The organism is Pseudovibrio sp. M1P-2-3, from assembly GCF_031501865.1.
In the GTDB taxonomy this organism is placed as follows: domain Bacteria; phylum Pseudomonadota; class Alphaproteobacteria; order Rhizobiales; family Stappiaceae; genus Pseudovibrio; species Pseudovibrio corallicola.
The window spans coordinates 3,950,600-3,969,418 of sequence record NZ_JARRCW010000001.1 but is presented as its reverse complement, the minus strand read 5'-3'; the positions used below and the strand labels follow the sequence as shown (position 1 = coordinate 3,969,418).

The 18,819-nt window shown below is 48.6% G+C and carries 14 protein-coding genes and 1 tRNA gene; 6 read left to right on the top strand and 9 right to left on the bottom strand.

The features are described 5' to 3' along the window. Positions 1–228 precede the first annotated feature (228 nt). Positions 229–318 (top strand) — tRNA-Ser (locus tag P6574_RS17405). Positions 319–426: 108 nt separating this feature from the next. Here the strand turns inward: P6574_RS17405 and P6574_RS17400 are convergent. Further along, positions 427–930, bottom strand: a complete 504-nt coding sequence (locus P6574_RS17400; RefSeq protein ID WP_310621509.1) for a lactoylglutathione lyase family protein — start codon at positions 928–930, stop codon at positions 427–429. A gap of 194 nt (positions 931–1,124) precedes the next feature. Continuing rightward, a complete protein-coding gene (locus P6574_RS17395) occupies positions 1,125–3,113 on the bottom strand; it encodes a BCCT family transporter (RefSeq protein ID WP_310621508.1) in 1,989 nt (662 codons plus the stop codon). Between the two features lie 748 nt (positions 3,114–3,861). Here P6574_RS17395 and P6574_RS17390 point away from each other — a divergent pair. Further along, positions 3,862–4,308, top strand: coding sequence for a phage tail protein (locus P6574_RS17390; RefSeq protein ID WP_310621507.1), 447 nt, complete (start codon positions 3,862–3,864; stop codon positions 4,306–4,308). 11 nt (positions 4,309–4,319) lie between these two features. Next, entirely contained in the window at positions 4,320–6,176 is a 1,857-nt protein-coding gene (locus P6574_RS17385; RefSeq protein WP_310621506.1) for a hypothetical protein, read from the top strand. A 37-nt stretch (positions 6,177–6,213) separates the two neighbouring features. Here the strand turns inward: P6574_RS17385 and P6574_RS17380 are convergent, their stop codons facing one another. The 5 genes from P6574_RS17380 to P6574_RS17360 all read right to left on the bottom strand — a co-directional run bounded on the left by P6574_RS17380 (position 6,214) and on the right by P6574_RS17360 (position 12,474). Next, positions 6,214–7,392: a BaiN/RdsA family NAD(P)/FAD-dependent oxidoreductase gene (locus P6574_RS17380; RefSeq protein ID WP_310621505.1), complete on the bottom strand. Its 1,179-nt coding sequence runs from the start codon at positions 7,390–7,392 to the stop codon at positions 6,214–6,216. Positions 7,393–7,578: 186 nt separating this feature from the next. Further along, on the bottom strand, positions 7,579–8,670 hold the full coding sequence (locus P6574_RS17375; protein WP_310621504.1) for a TRAP transporter substrate-binding protein: 1,092 nt from the start codon (positions 8,668–8,670) through the stop codon (positions 7,579–7,581). A gap of 182 nt (positions 8,671–8,852) precedes the next feature. Continuing rightward, the gene (locus P6574_RS17370; protein WP_310621503.1) at positions 8,853–9,065 is read right to left on the bottom strand and encodes a cold-shock protein; all 213 of its coding nucleotides are present in this window, start codon (positions 9,063–9,065) and stop codon (positions 8,853–8,855) included. Between the two features lie 545 nt (positions 9,066–9,610). Continuing rightward, positions 9,611–10,510, bottom strand: a complete 900-nt coding sequence (locus P6574_RS17365) for a bile acid:sodium symporter family protein (RefSeq protein WP_310621502.1) — start codon at positions 10,508–10,510, stop codon at positions 9,611–9,613. Between the two features lie 761 nt (positions 10,511–11,271). After that, positions 11,272–12,474 carry a TIGR03862 family flavoprotein gene (locus tag P6574_RS17360; protein ID WP_310621501.1) on the bottom strand — a complete coding sequence of 401 codons (1,203 nt, stop codon included), beginning with the start codon at positions 12,472–12,474 and terminating at the stop codon, positions 11,272–11,274. Positions 12,475–12,623: 149 nt separating this feature from the next. Here P6574_RS17360 and P6574_RS17355 point away from each other — a divergent pair, with 149 nt between their 5' ends. After that, positions 12,624–13,715 carry a glycosyltransferase family 4 protein gene (locus P6574_RS17355; protein WP_310621500.1) on the top strand — a complete coding sequence of 364 codons (1,092 nt, stop codon included), beginning with the start codon at positions 12,624–12,626 and terminating at the stop codon, positions 13,713–13,715. Here the strand turns inward: P6574_RS17355 and P6574_RS17350 are convergent. Together P6574_RS17350 and P6574_RS17345 are read right to left on the bottom strand one after the other, a co-directional pair. Further along, positions 13,710–14,657 (bottom strand): glycosyltransferase family 2 protein, encoded by a 948-nt coding sequence (locus tag P6574_RS17350; protein ID WP_310621499.1) that lies wholly within the window; start codon positions 14,655–14,657, stop codon positions 13,710–13,712. The genes P6574_RS17355 and P6574_RS17350 overlap by 6 nt on opposite strands. Positions 14,658–14,665: 8 nt before the next feature. Beyond that, the gene (locus tag P6574_RS17345; protein WP_310621498.1) at positions 14,666–15,466 is read right to left on the bottom strand and encodes a glycosyltransferase family 2 protein; all 801 of its coding nucleotides are present in this window, start codon (positions 15,464–15,466) and stop codon (positions 14,666–14,668) included. Between the two features lie 325 nt (positions 15,467–15,791). On the opposite strand from P6574_RS17345, the gene P6574_RS17340 reads away from it, so the two are divergent. Next, positions 15,792–16,955: an acetyl-CoA acetyltransferase gene (locus P6574_RS17340; RefSeq protein WP_310621497.1), complete on the top strand. Its 1,164-nt coding sequence runs from the start codon at positions 15,792–15,794 to the stop codon at positions 16,953–16,955. Positions 16,956–17,349: 394 nt separating this feature from the next. Beyond that, positions 17,350–18,816, top strand: a complete 1,467-nt coding sequence (gene cysG, locus P6574_RS17335) for a siroheme synthase CysG (RefSeq protein WP_310621496.1) — start codon at positions 17,350–17,352, stop codon at positions 18,814–18,816. Positions 18,817–18,819 lie beyond the last annotated feature (3 nt).

Here is an 18,819-nt window from a genome sequence, read left to right as displayed (position 1 = left end):
AGGACCGATTCAAATTAGTAACCTGCATAGAACACCATAATGGTGAGTGTTGCACCTTTTGTGAAGAGTGGAGAATAAGAACCAAACCTTTTCTATTCCTGAATTGATGCATTTTATAAAACCGGAGTCTGGGGATTAGCTGAAATATTTTTATTTTATGCCTTGTGCTGAGCAAAAGTCTTTTATATACCGCCCCTCACACAACGTTGCTGTACAGTGATGTTGAGCGGAGAGGTGGCCGAGTGGTCGAAGGCGCACGCCTGGAAAGTGTGTAGGCGGGGAACCGTCTCCAGGGTTCGAATCCCTGTCTCTCCGCCATTTATTTTCCTTTAATTCCTTATATCCAATGCAAGTAAATAGCTTACAGCCTTTGACTTTAAAGTCCTATGGTTAACAAGCCTATGAATATCTCTTTGAGGCTGAGGTTTATTTGTATGCCCCCAAGGAATAGTGAAGTTCATAGCTATGGCTATAGATTTCTATGATATTTCCAAACGGGTCTTCCATGTAAATCATGCGGTAGGGTTTTTCTCCGGGGTAGTAGTAACGCGGTTGCTTCATGCGCTTTTTACCTCCAGCTGCAACAATTTTATCTGCAAGGCCTTCCACGTCCGGGTCTTGAACGCAGTAATGGAAAATTCCTGTTTTCCAGTACTCGAAGTTATTTTCCGGGTTTTTCTGATTTTTGAATTCAAACAGCTCGACACCAACGCGATCTCCCGTCGAAAGATGCGCAATGCGAAAGTACTCCCACCCTTTGCCAAAAACATCGCAACACATCTGCCCGATAGCGGTGTCATCCTCTAGGATCTGGGTGGGCTCCATAATGCGGTACCACCCCATTACATCTGTGTAGAAAGTCACAGCAGCTTCCAGGTCAGGAACTGATAGTCCTATGTGGGAAAAAACTCTGGGGTATGGTTTGGGCATGGTCAACACTCCTCTTTTTGTTTCGCACACTGTGCTTGCTGGCTGAGTGTTGCGGCGAAAATGAAATGAGCTCTGGTTAACCTGAGATGATCGACGAATTTCGTAAAAAAATAGCCAACCTACAAGGCGCCTGACTTGAAAAGGTCTGAGTCCCTATCTTTTGCTAGGGCAGATTTTGAGTTGGGTGCAGCCGCCTATGGCTGGAGTTCTGCGTGGGATAGGTGCAGATATTGTAGATAGCGTTCATACTGGGTGACAATGTCAGCTATCAGTTGTTCTTCGGTATATCCAAAGACGTCATAGTCCTGTCCTCCTTGGTTGAGGTAGACTTCCACGCGGTAATACTCGCTGACGCCATCGTTTTCCTCTTCAGGCTCTTCGATAAGGCTGCCGGGGCCTACTGTCATGGAGCTGGAAAAGTAGCGCCTTCTCAAGCCGTAGATGAAAGCGGTTTCGGACGCCTGATGGACTTCCAGCTCAAGCGAAGCGTTTTGTGTCAGCTCGACTTGGAAGCCTTGCTTGAGGAATTCGTCTCGAACTTTTTCGAAAGCGGGTTTGGCGACTTCCCCTATGAACTTTTCTGCATCTTTTTTATCGACTTGGAAGTTGAGGGAACGCACACGAGCCTGCCAGTCAATGGTAGACTTAGCGTATTGAACGGTTGTGTGGTGCATTTGAGCATTGCGCATTCTCAAGGCGTCATCTTGAAGGGCAATGTAAAGGCTCACACACATGGCAAGCATAATAATAAGAAAGGGAAGGGCGCTCACGATTGTTGCGGTTTGAAGCGCGTCCAGACCTCCAGCCCAAAGCAGAACCAGCGCAACGAGCCCTTGAAGAAGTGCCCAGAAAACCCTTTGCCAGACAGGAGAGCTTACCGCACCGCCAGAGGTTAGGCTGTCAATAACAAGGGAGCCTGAATCGGAGGAGGTGATAAAAAAGACAACAACCAGACATACTCCGATTGTCGATAGAATCTGGGTAAATGGTAGGTATTCAAAGAACTTGAAGAGCGCTAGGGACGTATCGGAGGAGACCGTTTCGGACAGAGCCGAGGCGCCTTGGTGGAGAATAAGTTCAATGCCGCTATTGCCAAAAATGGTGAACCAGAGAAGGCTAAGGCCCGTTGGAACGAACATTGTACCTATCAAAAATTCACGAATGGTTCGCCCTCTTGAAACGCGGGCAATAAAGGTTCCGACAAAAGGTGACCATGAAATCCACCAGCCCCAGTACAAAAGGGTCCAGCCTCCAAGCCAGTCATCATTGCGCTCATATGCATAAAGATTAAATGTTTTATGGACGAGATCCGACAGATACGAGCCGGTATTTTGTACCAAAGTCTGAAGAAGTAAGACTGTTGGACCGGCTATCAAGACCAATAGCATCAAGAAGAAGGCAAGCGTGAGGTTCACTTCACTCAGACGTTTGACGCCTCTGTCTAGGCCGGAAAACACAGAGAGCGTGGCCAGCGAGGCAATTACAACAATGATCCCCACTTGCACTGTGGTGGATACGGGGAGGCCTACAAGAAAGTTCAGGCCGGAATTAACTTGAATTGCGCCGTAACCCAAAGAGGTCGAGACACCAAAAAGAGTTCCCAAAGCTGCAAATGTATCAATGAAGTGCCCAATAGGCCCATAAATACGGTCTCCAAGCAAGGGGTAGAGCGCGGAGCGTGGTAATAGGGGAAGTTGATGCCGGTATGTGAAATAGGCAAGAGACAGGGCAACAACGCTGTAAATGGCCCATGCATGTAAGCCCCAGTGAAACATTGTAATTCTCATGGCTTCACGGGCGGCCATTACCGTTTCAGGGGACCCTTCTGGGGGAGATAAAAAATGCATGATTGGCTCTGCCACGCCAAAAAATACAAGCCCGATCCCCATGCCGGCGGAAAAGAGCATGGCAAACCAGCTCAAATAGCTGTAGTCGGGCTCGGAATGGTCGGGCCCAAGCTTGATATCCCCGAAGCGGCTGACCATGATGAAGAGAATGAAAATGAGAAAAATTGCGACGCTCAAAATGTAGAGCCATCCCACATTGATCTCGATCCAGGTCTGGATCGTTTTATAAAATGTGTCGGAGGCTTTGGGCCAGATAACGGCAGTTAGAACAAGAACGACGATGCTGCACAAGGTACTCCAGAAGACTTGAGGTTGAAATTTTCTAGGAATAGACACAATTTTTACCTTTCGAAGCCTTGTGGGTTCATCTGAAACTAAAGCAAGAAAGTTTCAATAAATGCGGCGAGTGAACAGGACTTCGAACAGATGGGTGAAAGCTATTGTCTGGAGAGAGCTTCTCGAATCCATAGTACTTCATAGGATGCCATTCTTTTTGTTATTATAGGTTTCCTAACCATACTTGGTTCCAAGTGGCTTATCAGTATTCGTGTACATGTGAAAGACAATTATTGATAATATTTCTCTCTCTTTTATTAGCAAAAAGATTTGGACTTGAAGGGAGTTAGATGTTGTCCCTCGTGAGGTATGTCGACAACCTGCGTTCATATTTTACGGCAACCTGCGATTTTATCTGTTAGCAATTTGCGCGTGCTCTACAAGAAAATTCAGCAATAAAATATCTATTTATATTTGACATAAATAGCAACTTTGAGATTAACTAGTTATATTATCTCAGCCGTCTCGGCAGTATTGGTAAATTTACTTCAAGTGTAAAAGAATTAATAGAATGCCTAAACAGTATCATAGACCATCACATTTTATATTAGTTTGCATTTCTCTAATTTCTATTATTGCTCTTATCATTGTTATCTATGATTATATGATTGGCACAGGGTCGCCAGCACCGATACGATACGCAAGTCATTTTCTTACAACGCCTGCTATAGCCGTTGTCTTCGGCATTTTGTTTTTAGCTGGTACTTTCTTAGTCTCCCGATCAAATTCTATGGTACTTGCTTGTGGAGTGCTTCCTTCACTAATTCTTGCTGTCTCGCCTGTTTTTTTCGGGTTTCGCTCCGACCTTCCGGTTCCTAAAGGCGCGATTGTCGCTTTTGCGAAGACTTTTGAGGTGGGTGGAAAGCCGCAGGTCTGCCCGCCGGGTTGGTCCCCTGTTGATGGGCTTGCTGGGCGTATGCCACTGGGAGCTGGCGCTGGAGCGGATCTCACGCCAAGGGCTGTTGGAGATATCCCAAGCGGCACAGAGACGCATAAACTTACTGTCAATGAGATGCCATCGCACACTCATAGATATGGGTATTCAAGCGGAATTAGATCCCCAAAGCACGACGACACCACCGCAAGTCAATTCGGGCAAAAAGATCAATCCCCCGAAACGAGCGCGACAGGTGGCAGTAAACCCCACAACAACATGCCCCCCTATTATGTTGTGCAGTTCTGCCGTCTTAACTAAGGGGAAGTGCTATGACCATCAGCCTCTTCGCGCCATTGGGAGCAGCTCTTGGATTTCTTATAGGCACGCAGGCCCGGCAGATCTTCGCTATAGCTGTCTTTTTAATTGCTTTGGCAGTAATGCTGCTGGTTGTTCGCCAGCCGGATCCATTGCCGGGTGTCTTAGTTCTGGGGCTTGGTCTGAGCACAATGTCTGGTTGGCTGTTTCGTGTCATTGTATCTGACGTTTATGCGGTATTCCGAAAACTGGGGGTGCTTCACGCCATCAAACTTGCTTTATGGGCATTCGTAATCACCCTTCCTCTTATTGTACTTGCTGCTATTGGTTTTGACTTTGGGGACACGAGGGAGCGGTTGGTGCTCTATGGCTGCGGTTCCGAGCAAGGAGGTATATACGCAATCGAAGCAGAGAAAGAGGATGTATTCTCTGTTCCTGCGCAAAACGGAAGACACTATGTCCTAAGCCGTTCTGCCCCTGAGAAAACACATGGGTCAGCACTCTCCTTGCCATTGATCTCTGGTCTGTTGTGCCCGGCTCCACCTTATGCGTACGACCTTGAGCTAAGTGCCTATGATAGTATTTCCGTTTATGTGCAGCGCTTAAAGGAAAAACTTCAGGCCAAAGTAGACAGTGCAATACAAGTGGTCGAGGAAACTGGTCTGGCAGGCAAAGAGGCTACAGCTAAAGCTCTTTTTGGCGATGGGAACAGTCAGTGCAGTCCAGCCCCTGAGGAGGTTTTTCCGGAAACTTTAAGGTGTCGATTTCAAGTTCCTGCTGCCTGTAAATTTTATAGATGGCCCTTTAATATAGGTGAATGTGCAAGCATTGAAGTGAAGCGCGCTGTCCAGATGCCCTTGCACGCAGCCTATGAAAATCAGCGCGACGAGTTTAAAAATAACTGGGAGCACAATGCGAACCATTTTCAGGCACAAGCGGAAAACCTCGGGAAAAGCACACGTCTAGGAACGAACGTTTTCCTTAATCGGCACCTCAACCCCATTGAGGCAAAAGCCAAACAGTCCGTCTACTGGACGTTCGTCTTCTGGACAGGTCTGCGTTGGACCGGGATAGTCCTTATTCTCTTCGCCCTGTTGAAGTTTTATCTTTATATCTTTGCTCGCCTTGTTTTTGCGCCTGGTGGTGGCGGGTTGTATCTTAATATGGAGCACATGGATGGAGCTGTCTCCCCGCCTGTTTGTGCACCCCTTTCCTCTGAAAAGCGTACCATCAAGATCGAATTAAAAGGCGAAACCTGGTATGCAGCCCGCCGGAGTGCCATTAACTGGGATGACCATCAACGCGTCTCCTGGATTTTCCGGCCAAGCCAATTGTTTTTTTCACGTTTACTGGCAAGAAAACTGAGTTGGTATGTCTACGAGGGTACCGATCCAGAAGAGGTGATTTTGGGGCGTCATGGGCATGATTTTGACGTCGCGAAAATCACATTGCCTGAAGGCGCAGGTTTCATCTTTCAGCCAAGTCGATTGGAAGCCTTTTCAGACGGGATACATTTTAGAAGGCTGTTCAGCGCCCGCCTGACCGCATTTTTGCAACGCCGCTTGGTTTACGCAGAAGCGTCAGGGCCAGGAACACTTATCCTCTCGGGGATGGGCGGGACTTTATGGGCCGTGGGAAACAGTGAGAGTGAAGCAACCGCAGTCCCCCCAGAGGATATAATTGGAATGGATGCCCAAGGCTCTTTCGGGTGCAATTCTCAAACCGACCCGCTCAGCCTTTTGCTAGAGCCTTTCACCATCAAACCGCAACGCCCCCTAAAAGACCTGATCGTCGCCCACAAACCTCCAGAAAATGCGGTCAGATCTATTGGTAAGTTCTTGCGTAAGTGCATGTTCTTTTTGTTTGGATGATCGGTCTTATCTACAAACTTTATTATACATGCACAATTTAAACAAACTGGCCTGCTGTGTATCCTGATGACCAGGCCCATTGGAAGTTAAAGCCGCCCAAATGTCCTGTGACGTCAACAACTTCTCCTATGAAGTATAACCCGCCAACGTCTTTACTCTCCATTGTTTTGGAAGAGAGGGCGTTTGTGTCGACGCCGCCGCGGGTGACTTCGGCGGTCCGGTATCCTTCTGTCCCGACCGGTTTGATCTGCCAGTTATGAACTCGCTCAGAAAGCTTTCGCAGGACTTTATCGGAGTGATCAGCAAGCCGCCCTTTAAGGCTTAGTTCATCGCAAATTAGGTTTACGAGGCGCTTGGGAAGGACGTCACACAGGGCTGTTTGAATTTCTCTACGCGGCTGCTGTGCTCTTTGTTCTTTGAGAAGCTCAAAAACATTGTCGGTTGGAAGGAGGTTAATTTTGATTTCGGTTCCTTCCCTCCAGTAGGAAGAAATTTGCAGAATTGACGGTCCGGAAAGTCCTCTATGGGTGAAAAGGAGACCTTCTCTGAATGAGATTTTTCCGTAGGAAACGAGAGCGTCGACGGAAACACCTGCCAAATGGCTGCATTTGTGTTTCATGTCATCGCCAAAGGTGAGCGGAACAAGGGCAGGCAGCGGGGAAACTACAGGTATGCCGAATTTTTTCGCCAGTTCATAGCCAAAGCCGGTAGCGCCCATTTTGGGAATGGATGGACCGCCTGTTGCAATGACGAGAGACTGGCATCTAACAGGCCCTTTGCTGGTGCTTATACGAAAACCGTGCTCTTCTTTGAGGGTGTGTTCCACTTTGGTTTCTAGCGCAATTTTAACATTGGCTTGCTCACACAAGCTCAGCAGCATCTCGATGATCTGTTTGGATTTATCATCACAAAACAGTTGCCCGAGTGTTTTCTCATGCCAGGATATGCCGAAGGAGTCCACCAGAGCCAAGAAGTCCTGCTGGGTAAAACGCTTCAGGGCAGAGATGCAGAAGCGGGGGTTCTGGCCAAGGAAACTTTTGGGAGAACTGTTCAAATTCGTAAAGTTGCAGCGCCCCCCACCTGAGATACGGATTTTTTCCGCGGGTTTGCTAGCGTGATCAATCACGAGAACCGTACGGCCTCTTTTGCCTGCTTCTATGGCACACATAAGCCCTGCGGCGCCTGCGCCAATAATAATTACATCCATGTCCTGCATGGGGGACCTTATGCTTGCCTTTAGAGCCAGCGTCAAACCCTATTACTGTTTATGGGTGCTTTGAGAGTGAACGGCACTGCTTACGTGGAAATTTTGGGAAAGTTCTTTTGCATGGGAGGCTCGGAGTTCGTAAGGGGTGATGACTCCGAGCCAGTACAGGCGAGTTATAATCGCCGCTTGCAGGCGCTAGCTATTGGCCCAAACGATTTCCCGATCCTTATAGAGTTGCCCCTCAAACTTAGGGGCGTAGGACGTGCATTCTTTCAGGAACTCCATGTAGGAAGCATGTATTTTCTGATTGAGGGCGGGTTCTCCCGGATACTCTTGGAGTACCTCCTTTGTTGCCTGACCAATGGCCTCCACCACGTCTTTGGGGAAGGCGGAAACTGTAATGCCCTTATCTCTCAAGGTCTTCATTGCGCGCGTGTTGTAATATCGGAATTCGCTTGTAATAGCTTCCGCCTCGGCTTGTGCTGCACTTTTGAGAACATTTTGAAGAAAGGGGGAGAGGGTCTCAAACCTGTTTTGGTTGACGATCATCTCCAAACCGCCACCGGGTTCGTGAAATGCTGGTGCATAATAGTTGGGGGCAGCACGATAAAGCCCGAGCGCAAGGTCATTCCACGGCCCGACAAATTCTGCAGCATCCACGGCACCGGACTGCAACGCAGGATAAATTTCAGCGGGCGGTGTCACCACGGTCGCGACACCCAGCTTACGCAAAATATCGCCGCCAAGTCCGGCAATCCGCATTTTCAGGCCAATGAGGTCATCAATGGATGTGATAGGTTTCTTGAACCAGCCTCCGGCTTGCGCTCCCGAATTTCCGGCATAAAACGGGAGCACCCCATGGGGTGCATAGGCTTCATTCCAGAGCTTTTGCCCGTCGCCATAATAAATCCATCCAGCTTGCTCAGTAGCGTCGAGACCGTATGGGATGGCGGTAAAATACATGGTAGAGCGGACCACGCCCACTTGATAGTAGGGGGCATTATGACCGATGTCGGCCACCCCTGAGGAAACAGCTGAAAAGACCTCGAAGGGCGGAACCAGCTCTCCTCCCCCATAGTAATTAATGGTGAGCTTGCCATCGGAAAGGGCCTCGATACGTTTTGCCAAGCGCTCGGCAGAAGTACCAACTCCTGGAAACCCACGGGGGAAGGCTCCAACGAGTTTTAGGTTTAAAGTTCCTGAAGCCAAAGCTGGAGAAGCAAGTGCTGAGGCTCCTGCGGCTGCGCCCAACTTTCCGGTTTTTGAAAGAAAATCTCTGCGTCTCATGAAACTCTTCTGTGTCTATGGGTGTTTATGTTTCCAATAGTACACAGGAATAGTGGCGCGTGAAGGAAGAAAACCAACCGGCCTGAATGATGACAAAACAGAAAGGTTGCGCTTGGGAAACGCAGGTATAAAAAAAGCAGACAAAGAAACTTTGTCTGCTTCTCAATTAAACAGGCAACAGATTAGTCCAGTTCAATCTGTGTAGCTTGTTTGCCGCGACCGCGGCTGTCGTCTTCTGCAACGAAAGAGAGCGAAGCGCCTTCTGCAGGAACAGCGATGCTTGAGCGCTCAAAAGCTGTAATGTGAACGAAAACGTCTTTGCCGCCATCTTTAGGTGTAATGAAACCAAAACCACGGTCATGGTTGAAGAACTTAAGTGTGCCATCTTGGCGCATGGGAAATGTCCTCTTCCCTATAGTCAAAAAAAATCCGCTTAGAGCGGAACGTTGCAAGCGAGCAATGTAATCAAAGCGGGAAAGGAGTACGTTTCCGTCACATTCTTAACCGGGAATCGAATAACAGCCCGTTGGAGCTTAGTGTTCCAAACTCTTTGATAGGTCATAACTGGAAAAAAAGAAATAGACTATCTTTAAATGTTTGGGGTGGTCTTCGTATATTTCTGCTGTATCCAAGAGTTTCATAGTGCTTCGGTATAATAATATATGTCTTTTTCCATCAAAATTTCTGGTGAAAGGTATTTTTATAAGAATAATTTCCCTAGAGCAGGCCTAGATGACTCTTGGAATATGGATACCTAAATGTATAAATCATTTTTCAAAAAATAAAGTCTCAGTTAAGAAAGTAATAATCCGGTAATCACCGATTATATTTCAGTAATCATATTTATCATGCTGGCACCATTTGCTGCAGTTTGTTTTTGAACATCTAGGCAAGATGAACTGGAACTTTCAAAAGAACCAGTTCATCCACTAATTCTTTCCTAGCTGTTTTGCCGCGCCTCTTTTAAAGAGCTCTGTTGTCTGGCTCCCCGGCGTATCCAGTAAATGAACGGAAGTGTACAAAAATACATCGTGATAACATAGATACCGGAGGCAAGACTGGTGGCAGGCAGTGCGCCAGATCCGGCCAGAACCATTGAGCCTACAGTGATGCCCAAAGTTCCGTTCTGGAGCCCTGTTTCAAGGGCGATGGCGGTGCTGTCTGGATGGTTTAACTTTGCAAGTCGTGCAAATGTGTAACCGATACCAAGCATTATGGCATTCAAGGCAATCAAGATTGGGCCAAGCAACAGGATGTTCTCGATGAGAAGATCCAAGTTTGTCACAATGGCCGCAGCCACTATGATGATTAAGAGAAGCGTGGCGATTTTTGAAATTGCCGGTGCAATTCTATACGCAAACCTTGCTGCGAAATGGTTCAAAAGCAGGCCGATTAAAACCGGTGCAGCGGTAAGCAATGCCATAGATACTGCTATGGAACGTACATCCACTTGCAATGCGTCTTGATTCAGGAAATGCTGAGCCGACAGCGCCACAAGAAATGGCACAGTAGCAACGCAAAGCACACTGCTGACTGCGGTCAGTGTTACAGAAAGAGCGACGGACCCACCCGCAATATAAGTGAGCATATTTGAGGTTACACCGCCCGGTGAAAATGCAAGAATCATCACGCCCAATGCCAACGCCGGGCCAAGTGGGAACAGTTGAAGAAGTCCGAATGCGATAAGGGGCAGTAAAAGCAATTGTCCAATTAATCCAATTGCAAGCGCTTTCGGCATAATCGCCACTCTGGCAAAATCCTGAAACTTCAAAGTAATCCCTAGCGAGAACATAATAAACGCTAAGGATAGCGGTAAAAATAATTTGACGATCATCTCCATTTGGACACCCTCCCCAGTGTGCATCTGGATTGTGAAGTTGTATGTCCCCCACCCAAGCGTATGGAGGCGCTCTGGTAACCTAAAGTATTGAACTTCTTCGTGAAAGGTATTTCTTTACGGAAAATTTCGGTGTGGAGAGGGTGGGAAGCAAATAGGGGAGGGGCACTAAAACAAAGATTAAATTAGATTTTTTGATGAAATTTATTAAACTGAGTTGCTGTAAAATTCGAATGCCATTCAGTGAGGTATTTTTCTTTTGTTACATGATCTTACTATAGGGTCAGGTGAAATATTTACTTTTATTATGTGGAGCTTTGCCTTTTTTTTGCCAATTTAGATTAATAGGGTTCACGTGTTCCATATCTGGAATATGCCCGATGATTTCCTTGCATACATTGGGCCAATAAAAACAATAAGCGCCTCAGATAATAAAAATAACACTGAGGTGCGCATCCTTTGGATGCTAAGAAAAAGATCTAGGTAATAGACATAGCTGCCGCAGTTGATTGGCAGATCTATTGGAGCGCGTTGTCTCCCCAACCTTTGGGAAGCAGTTCGTCTTTGCCCCTCTTCAGATGAGCGGAGCTTTCTCACCTTATCAGCGATATCTCAGCTGAAAGCGGGTACCGGTCCTTCCGGTGCCCGTTTTTTAATGGCTCTGTGTTTTCACTGATGGTAGACGCAAATGGATAAAAGTATAAGTTGGATTTTAAAGCGCGTTTCGTTCATTTTTATTCACACCTCGCGCTTTAAACTCAAGCCTACTTGAGGTGGGCATCAATGCCCAGTGCAGCAGCATGGGCCGTTGCAAAGACACCTTGTAGCAAATACCCCCCGGTGGGCGCTTCCCAGTCCAGCATTTCGCCAGCAATGAAAACTCCGGGTAAATTTTTGAGCATAAAGTTATGGTCAATTTCGCTGAACAGGATGCCGCCAGCAGATGAAATTGCCCGCTCGATTGGTTTTGGAGCGCTCAAGTGAACCGGAAGGGATTTAATTTTCTGTGCCAGTTCATGAGGTGATGTGGGAATCGGTCCAGTTTCTCGCAGCAGGCCAATCGCCTCGGGTTTCAAGCCAGCCGCTTTACGTAGGAACGTGGAAAGAGACTGCTTCCTCTTCGGGCGGTTCAGTTTGTCGTGCAGCTGCTCAAGGCTGAGGTCAGGTTTTAAATCAATCTTCAGCGTAGCTGTACCGCTTGTTTCAATGGCATCTCTCAGGGGCGTGGACAACGCATAAATGGCCCCACCTTCAAGACCGGTTTTATCAAGCATGAGCTCTCCCTCAACCCGTTGGCTTCCAAAAGTCACAGCAATGCGCTTTAGGGGGAGGCCTGCAAACCTCTCAGTGAAATGGGGAGAAAAGGAGACTTCAAAACCGCAGTTGCTTGGGCGAAGTTTCGACACTTTAATGCCTTTACTCTCTATTTCCCGAACCCAGTTCCCATCTGAACCCAATTTCCCCCAGGAGCCTCCACCAAATGCCAGAAGTACGGCATCAAACTTTTTCGCTAAACGGGCATCGCCAGCTGTTTCAAAGAGGGCGGTTCCATCTTCTTTCAAAGAAAGCCACCTATGACGGTAAAATGCCTGGATACCGAGATCATTGAGCCGCTTGATCCAGGCGCGAAGCAAAGGAGAGGCCTTGAAACTTTCAGGAAACACCCGCCCACTGGATCCTTCAAAAGTGGGCTGCTCCAACCCGTGGCACCAGTGTCGTAGTGCCTGAGGGGGAAAGCCTTTAATCGCATTCAGCAGGACGCTTTCTTGCGGGTGGTAGCGAGATAAAAACTGATCCAGTGGTTCGCTATGTGTCAAGTTCAGTCCCCCTCGACCAGCCATAAGAAACTTGCGGGCAGGGGAGGGCATGCGATCAAAAATGGATACTTCGTACCCAAGTTTAGCTAAAAGCTCTGCTGCAAAAAGACCTGCTGGGCCTGCTCCGATAATTCCGATGGTTTTGGTCATGGGTGCCTGATCATTGGTTGACTGCCGCTACATATCAAACTTTCCTGATTGGTCGAGCCTTAACTGCGCGGTTCACCCTTAAATTTTAGGGAAGATTCCTTTCACTGTTCAAATAAGGTTGAACAAACACAAAGAGTGCAGGTTTTTGCGTGAAGGTTGCAATTGTCTTACCTAGAAATATGGACTTCTCTCCCGAGAAGGCTTCCTCCATTGACTTATGTGTGAGGGATCTGGCGCTGCATAGCCGTTTCAAGGGCTCAACTGTGGTTCTAGGAAAGGCAACAGGCCTCTCTTTCCCCGAACTTGAGTTTTGCAGGGTTGGTCACATAAACGAGCGGACAAACTCTCTGCAGTTTATTAGGGAATTAAGGCGGGTGGCTGCGGATGTCATTGTGGTGCATCAGCATGTTCCAACCGCTAGAGCCGTCACCAAGGCGTTTCCGGAAACGCCAATCATCTTGCACCGGCATGGCGCTTCAAAAGTGGATGGAGTTTGGCGCCAGTTCCGCTATAGGCGAATCTTCAAAAGCTTTGCCGCTATTATTAGCGTGAGCAGTTTTGTTAGGGAGCAGCTGGAAAGAACTTATCCTGAATGTGGGGGAAAGTCGGTCATTGTCCCTAATGGCATAGATACGGCCCTCTGGAAGTCTGCGAAAAAGCAACGCAAGCTGACATATGTCGGGCGGGCTTTGGAGAGCAAGGGTCTTTTTGATCTTCTACATGCTTGCGCAAAGGCGAAGCTAGGGGACTGGAAGGTGGAACTGATCCTAGCGGTTACGAACGAAGAGGAACAAACGGCGCTCGCTCACACCAATACACTGCTAAAAACGACTGGTCTGGTTGCAAGTGTTGAGATGAACCTTTCATATTCTGACGTGCGTACCCGAATGTCCTGCGCTTCAATTGTGGTGGTACCTTCCAGAGAGCGGGAAGGGTTTGGCAGAGTGGTTATTGAGGGGATGTCATGTGCCGCCGCTGTCATCGCGACGCGGGCAGGCGGGCTTGCAGAGGCGGCGGGTCCTCATGCTTTGTATATTCCTTCGGGGGATGAGAATGCGCTGAAGGATGCGCTGGAGCTGCTGGTTAACAATGGCGAACTTCGAAAAGGACTGGGGAGTGCTGGACGGGTGTGGGCCTGCGAAACCTATGATATTCGAAAAGTGAGTGCCCACTACGACAAGGTGTTGGAGCGGGTGCATTCCAAGCTCAGTTTAGCTCAATCTCCAATAGAAGTACTATAGCAGAGCTGTTTTTAGAGCTTCTTTCAGCTCAAAACGCTTGAGAATTGTCTTGAGAGCCAACCGCTTAATGCCTGTAATTTCTAACCCTGCATTTTTCTGCCGTGTAATCATTCTACGGCTCGTCCAGGCAGAGAGCTCACAATGGTCACTGTGCAGGAGTTCTTTGCGCAGGACCTCCTGAACTTGGGCCGCCAGATTTTCATGGGTGAAATGTGGCTCTGGGCAGCCGCGCCGTCTTGCCAGAGCACATAAGAGAGCTGCATCTCCATACAGCTTGTAAGTCTTAGCGATATCGCCAGTAGCTTGAGTGGGGTGGATGCGGTAACGGGTCAAAACTTCGGGGATACACCCCATTTTTCGGGTTTCCATCAAGCGTAAGTAAAGGTCGTAATCTTGCGCTCGGCGATAAAAAATGCGGTATCCGCCTACGGCATCAATCAGACAGCGCCGGTAAATGATAGAAGGCTGGTAAAGGCAGTTTTTCTTCAAAAGGCTATGGCGAATGCTCTCCGGTTCCAACGGTGACTTTAAAATCTTACCTAGTGGGGCCCCGTGGGTATCAATCACAGAAACATAGGTGCTGCAAAGAGCCCAGTCAGGATGATCTTGCATGGCTTGAGCTTGCCGTTCTAAGCGAGTTGGTTCTGCAATATCATCGGCATCAAGCCTTGCAATCAAAGGGCTTGTAACAATCTTGGCCCCCACGTTTACAGCTCCTGACACCCCTATGCCGGGACCACTAATTAAATGCAGATTGGGATGGCGCTCTTGGAAACTGCGAACAATCTGGGATGTTCTGTCGGTAGACTGGTCGTCAACTATGAGAACCTGATAGGGCGCAAATGTTTGAGTAAGGGCACTTTGAAGGGCTTGTATGATTGTGCGCTCTGCATTCAATGCAGGAATGATGATGGTAATGGGGTCAGGAGGAAGCAGCCTCATTGGCACCTTTACCCTGAATAGGGTGTTCTTGGAGAACGGGTGCGCATATCCGCCTCAAACGATTTGGCGATGCGCAAATATCTGGAGAGGGCGTAGTTTACTGAGACGATCACCCCCCACCAGCCATAAAGGGCATATTTTCGCAAAATGTATGCCTTTAAAAACGCAAGAGGAAGCTCGGTTAGAAGGCGATAACGTGGCATAGGACGGCCGCGGGCTTGCAGGTCTTTCACCTGTACGCTGGAATAACGGTTCATCTTATCTACTTGAAACTCCAAAGAGCGGATACTTCTGTGTTCCATTGGAGCGTTCAGGTGCCGCAAGCGGGCGTTTTCTGGTGGGCGAACCGTATCATGAACGGGAGACTGGGAAAAACGTCCAATGCTTTTGCGATATAACCGAATCTGCTTGTAACCATAGGCATAGGGAGCCGGTTTGCGCTCATGTGCCCATACGTTGAGTATATTCACCGACCAGAAGTCGGCGGTGGTGATATCTGAGCTTTTGAAAAGAGAGAGAATTTCGTCTCGCAGCGCCGGGGTAATGGCTTCATCGGCATCAATGTTGAGAATCCAGTCGTTCCTGCAATGGTCTTCACCATAGCGCTTTTGTGGTCCGTATCCGACCCAAGGATGGTAATAGACGTTTGCCCCATGCTCTCCAGCTATCTTTGGTGTCTGGTCTTTGGAACCACTATCGACAACAATAATCTCGTCCACCCATTCATCTACGCTTTTGATTGCATGGGCAATCCTATCCTCTTCATTACAGGCAATAATAAAAACTGAAAGGGGAAGAATGTCTGTCACCGTATTACCTGAGTTTTTATGTGGAGCGCTGCCGCAAAATAATCCTGTAGTTTGGTTGTATAGAGAGGGCGGGAAAGGGAATAGACCTCTAAAGTTTCTAATAAAAACACCTCATTGGATATAAAGTGCTTAGTATTTTGGGAGTTTGCACCTGCTCGGAGCGTTCTGTTGAGTTGTGGGGCGACTTTTGTGGCGGATTTTGCTTGTGTAAGAACTCAAACTTCCGTTCAATTGCAACACTGGCAAAGCCGTGAAAGCATCATAGTTGAAATTGTAACTTCCTTTGGAGACTACTCAGTTTCCAGAAGGTCGATGGGAGGAAAGAATGACTGCAATTGTTGGATGGGCTCACACCCCCTTTGGAAAGCTTGAAGGAGAGACGATAGAAACTCTCGTAAAGACTGTGGCGATTGATGCCATTGCTGATGCTGGGCTGGAGCCAAAGGACATTGATGAAATTGTTCTGGGGCACTTTAATGCGGGGTTCTCAAGGCAAGAGTTCACGGCAAGCCTTGTATTGCAGGCCAGCGATGATTTGCGCTTCAAGCCCACCACTCGGGTGGAAAATGCTTGTGCCACAGGCTCCGCCGCCATTCATCAAGCTGCCAAGTCGATTGCGGCCAAGCAGGCCAAACGAATTCTTGTTGTTGGCGTTGAACAGATGACAACCACTCCTGGCCGTCAGATTGGTGAGAACCTTCTCAAAGCCTCCTATTTGCCGGAGGATGGCGACACGCCCGCCGGTTTTGCTGGTGTATTTGGCAAAATTGCCGCTGCATATTTTCAAAAGTACGGTGACCAATCAGAAGCGTTGGCCATGATTGCGGCCAAAAACCACAAAAACGGTGTGCAAAATCCCTATGCGCAGATGCGTAAGGATCTTGGTTTCGAATTCTGTCTCAAAGAAAGCGAGAAAAACCCCTTTGTCGCTGGGCCCTTGAAGCGGACTGACTGCTCTTTGGTGTCTGATGGTGCGGCGGCTGTTGTTTTAACCGACACAGATTCAGCGCTTGGCTATAAAAAAGCGGTTGCCTTCCGCGGTATGGCCCATGCGCAGGATTTTCTTCCCATGTCCAAGCGCGATATCTTGAAATTTGAAGGCTGCACCCATGCGTGGCAGCTAGCTTTGTCCCGTGCGGGGCTTAAACTGGACGATCTTTCTTTTGTTGAAACGCATGATTGTTTCACAATTGCCGAGCTTATTGAATATGAAGCCATGGGCCTTGTGCCGGAAGGGCAAGGGGCAACGGCAATACTGGAGGGCTGGACCCAAAAGGATGGCAAGCTTCCGGTGAACCCTTCTGGAGGTTTGAAGTCCAAAGGACACCCAATCGGCGCGACTGGCGTCTCCATGCATGTTCTGACAGCCATGCAGCTCACAGGAACAGCGGGCGGTATTCAGGTTCCTGATGCAGAGTTTGGCGGTATTTTCAATATGGGCGGAGCGGCGGTCGCCAACTATGTTTCGGTGATGCAGCGCCTTCGTTAGGCTCCGCAGGGTCGGGGTGAACCTACATAACCACCCTGCATGCCTTCAAAATCGGCTTACGCTCCGGCGCAGGAGAGTTTCTCTTTTCTGCGCCTTTTGCTTTTCACCCAAACCGTTTTGCACTGCCAGTGCCGATAATTCTTAGGTTTTCGTTCCATATTTTTACCTTCACACCTGTGTTCTTCGATTGGGGTTGTGCCAAAAGTGCTTGCGTTAGAATATTTTCTCCAATCTGCTTGCTATGACGGTAAAACATTTATCTCCTTAAACTTCCCCAGATAAACGAAATTCTTTTCTACGTTTCTTAGTGCCTTTGGAACTCTGTGCCCGCCATTTTTGTTGCTAAAAGCCTAAATTTTGGGGCAGGAGACAGGTGTGTGTAAGGAACAAACCAATGCAAGGCCCTTTCACCAAGGCGATCAAAGATAAGGACAGCAGAAAACTTGCTGTATTTCCCACCTTTAACAAGGTTGCGGGACGTATTGTCCTTGTTGTCGGCTGTGGTGATGAGGCGGCTGCAAAAGTTCGCCTGCTTTCTGAAACTCAAGCTCATATTCGTGTTGTTGCCCCAAATCCCGAAGATACTCTGGTGAATGCGGTTACCAGCAGCGGTGCTGAGTTGATCCGTGAACAGTTTACTGCAGCCCACTTAAACGGCGCGGTTCTTGTTTTTGCAGCCTCGGGTGAGCTGGATATTGACAGGGCCGTTGTAAAGGCGGGAAAAGCTGCTGGCATCCCTTCCAATGCGGTTGATAGTCCAGAGCTCTGTGATTTTTACGTGGGAGCACTCGTAAATCGTGCGCCAATAGCAGTGGCTGTCACATCAACAGGTGTTGGTCCGGTTTATGCGCGTCACATTCGTGCCAGTATCGAGGCGTTGCTGCCTTTGGAGGCTGGCAGGCTGGCAAGACTTGCAGAAGGGTTTCGCGCCACAGCCTCAAAGCTTCTTCAAAGCGGAGAGGAAAAGCGCCGGTTTTGGGCTCGTTTTTTCTCGGGCAGCATTGCGGCGAATGTGCTGGCAGGGCGAGAGGAAAAAGCACGTCTGGAAGCTCAACGTCTTTTAAACGGAGCAGATGACAGCTCCGGGTATGTTTGGATTGTTGGAGCGGGTCCGGGTGCAGAGGACCTCTTGACACTGCGTGCACAGCGGGTCTTGCAAGAGGCGGACATTATTTTTTATGATGCCCTGGTGCCTAAGGGCGTTGTTGCCATGGGCCGCAGAGATGCACAGCGTGTTTCCGTTGGAAAGCGGAAAGGAAGTCATTCGGTTTCGCAGGTTGAAATCAACGAGAGGCTTATCACTGCTGCAAAGGCAGGCCAACGTGTTGTGCGCCTCAAAGCTGGCGATCCTCTTGTCTTTGGCCGTGCAGGTGAAGAAATGGAGGCACTGCGTGCCGCGGGCGTGGATCATGAAATTGTGCCCGGTATTACAGCAGCGTTTGCAGCAGCCTCCAGTGCTCAAATACCCCTAACACTGCGAGGTGTGGCCTCCAGCCTTGTATTTGCAACAGGTCATAATCAAGTCGGAGAGACACTTCCAGACTGGGCCCAGCTCACTCTTACCGGCACAACCACCGCAGTTTATATGGGGCGCACTGTTGCTGCCCGTGTTGCCACGCAGCTCTTGAAAGCTGGATTGGAAAAAACAACCGGAGTTGTCGCAATAGAAAATGCGAGCCAGCCGGAAGAACGTATCTTTCTGGGGGATCTGGGAGATCTGCCACGTCTTGCTGAACGTGAAGAAGTGGAAGGTCCTGTCCTGATTATCATTGGAGACGTGGTCAGAGGAGCCGCGCTGGAAAAGGTTCTTCCGCTTGCTCCAAAAACTATGAATGAGAAAGAAGCGGTTGCCGCCGCTTGAGGA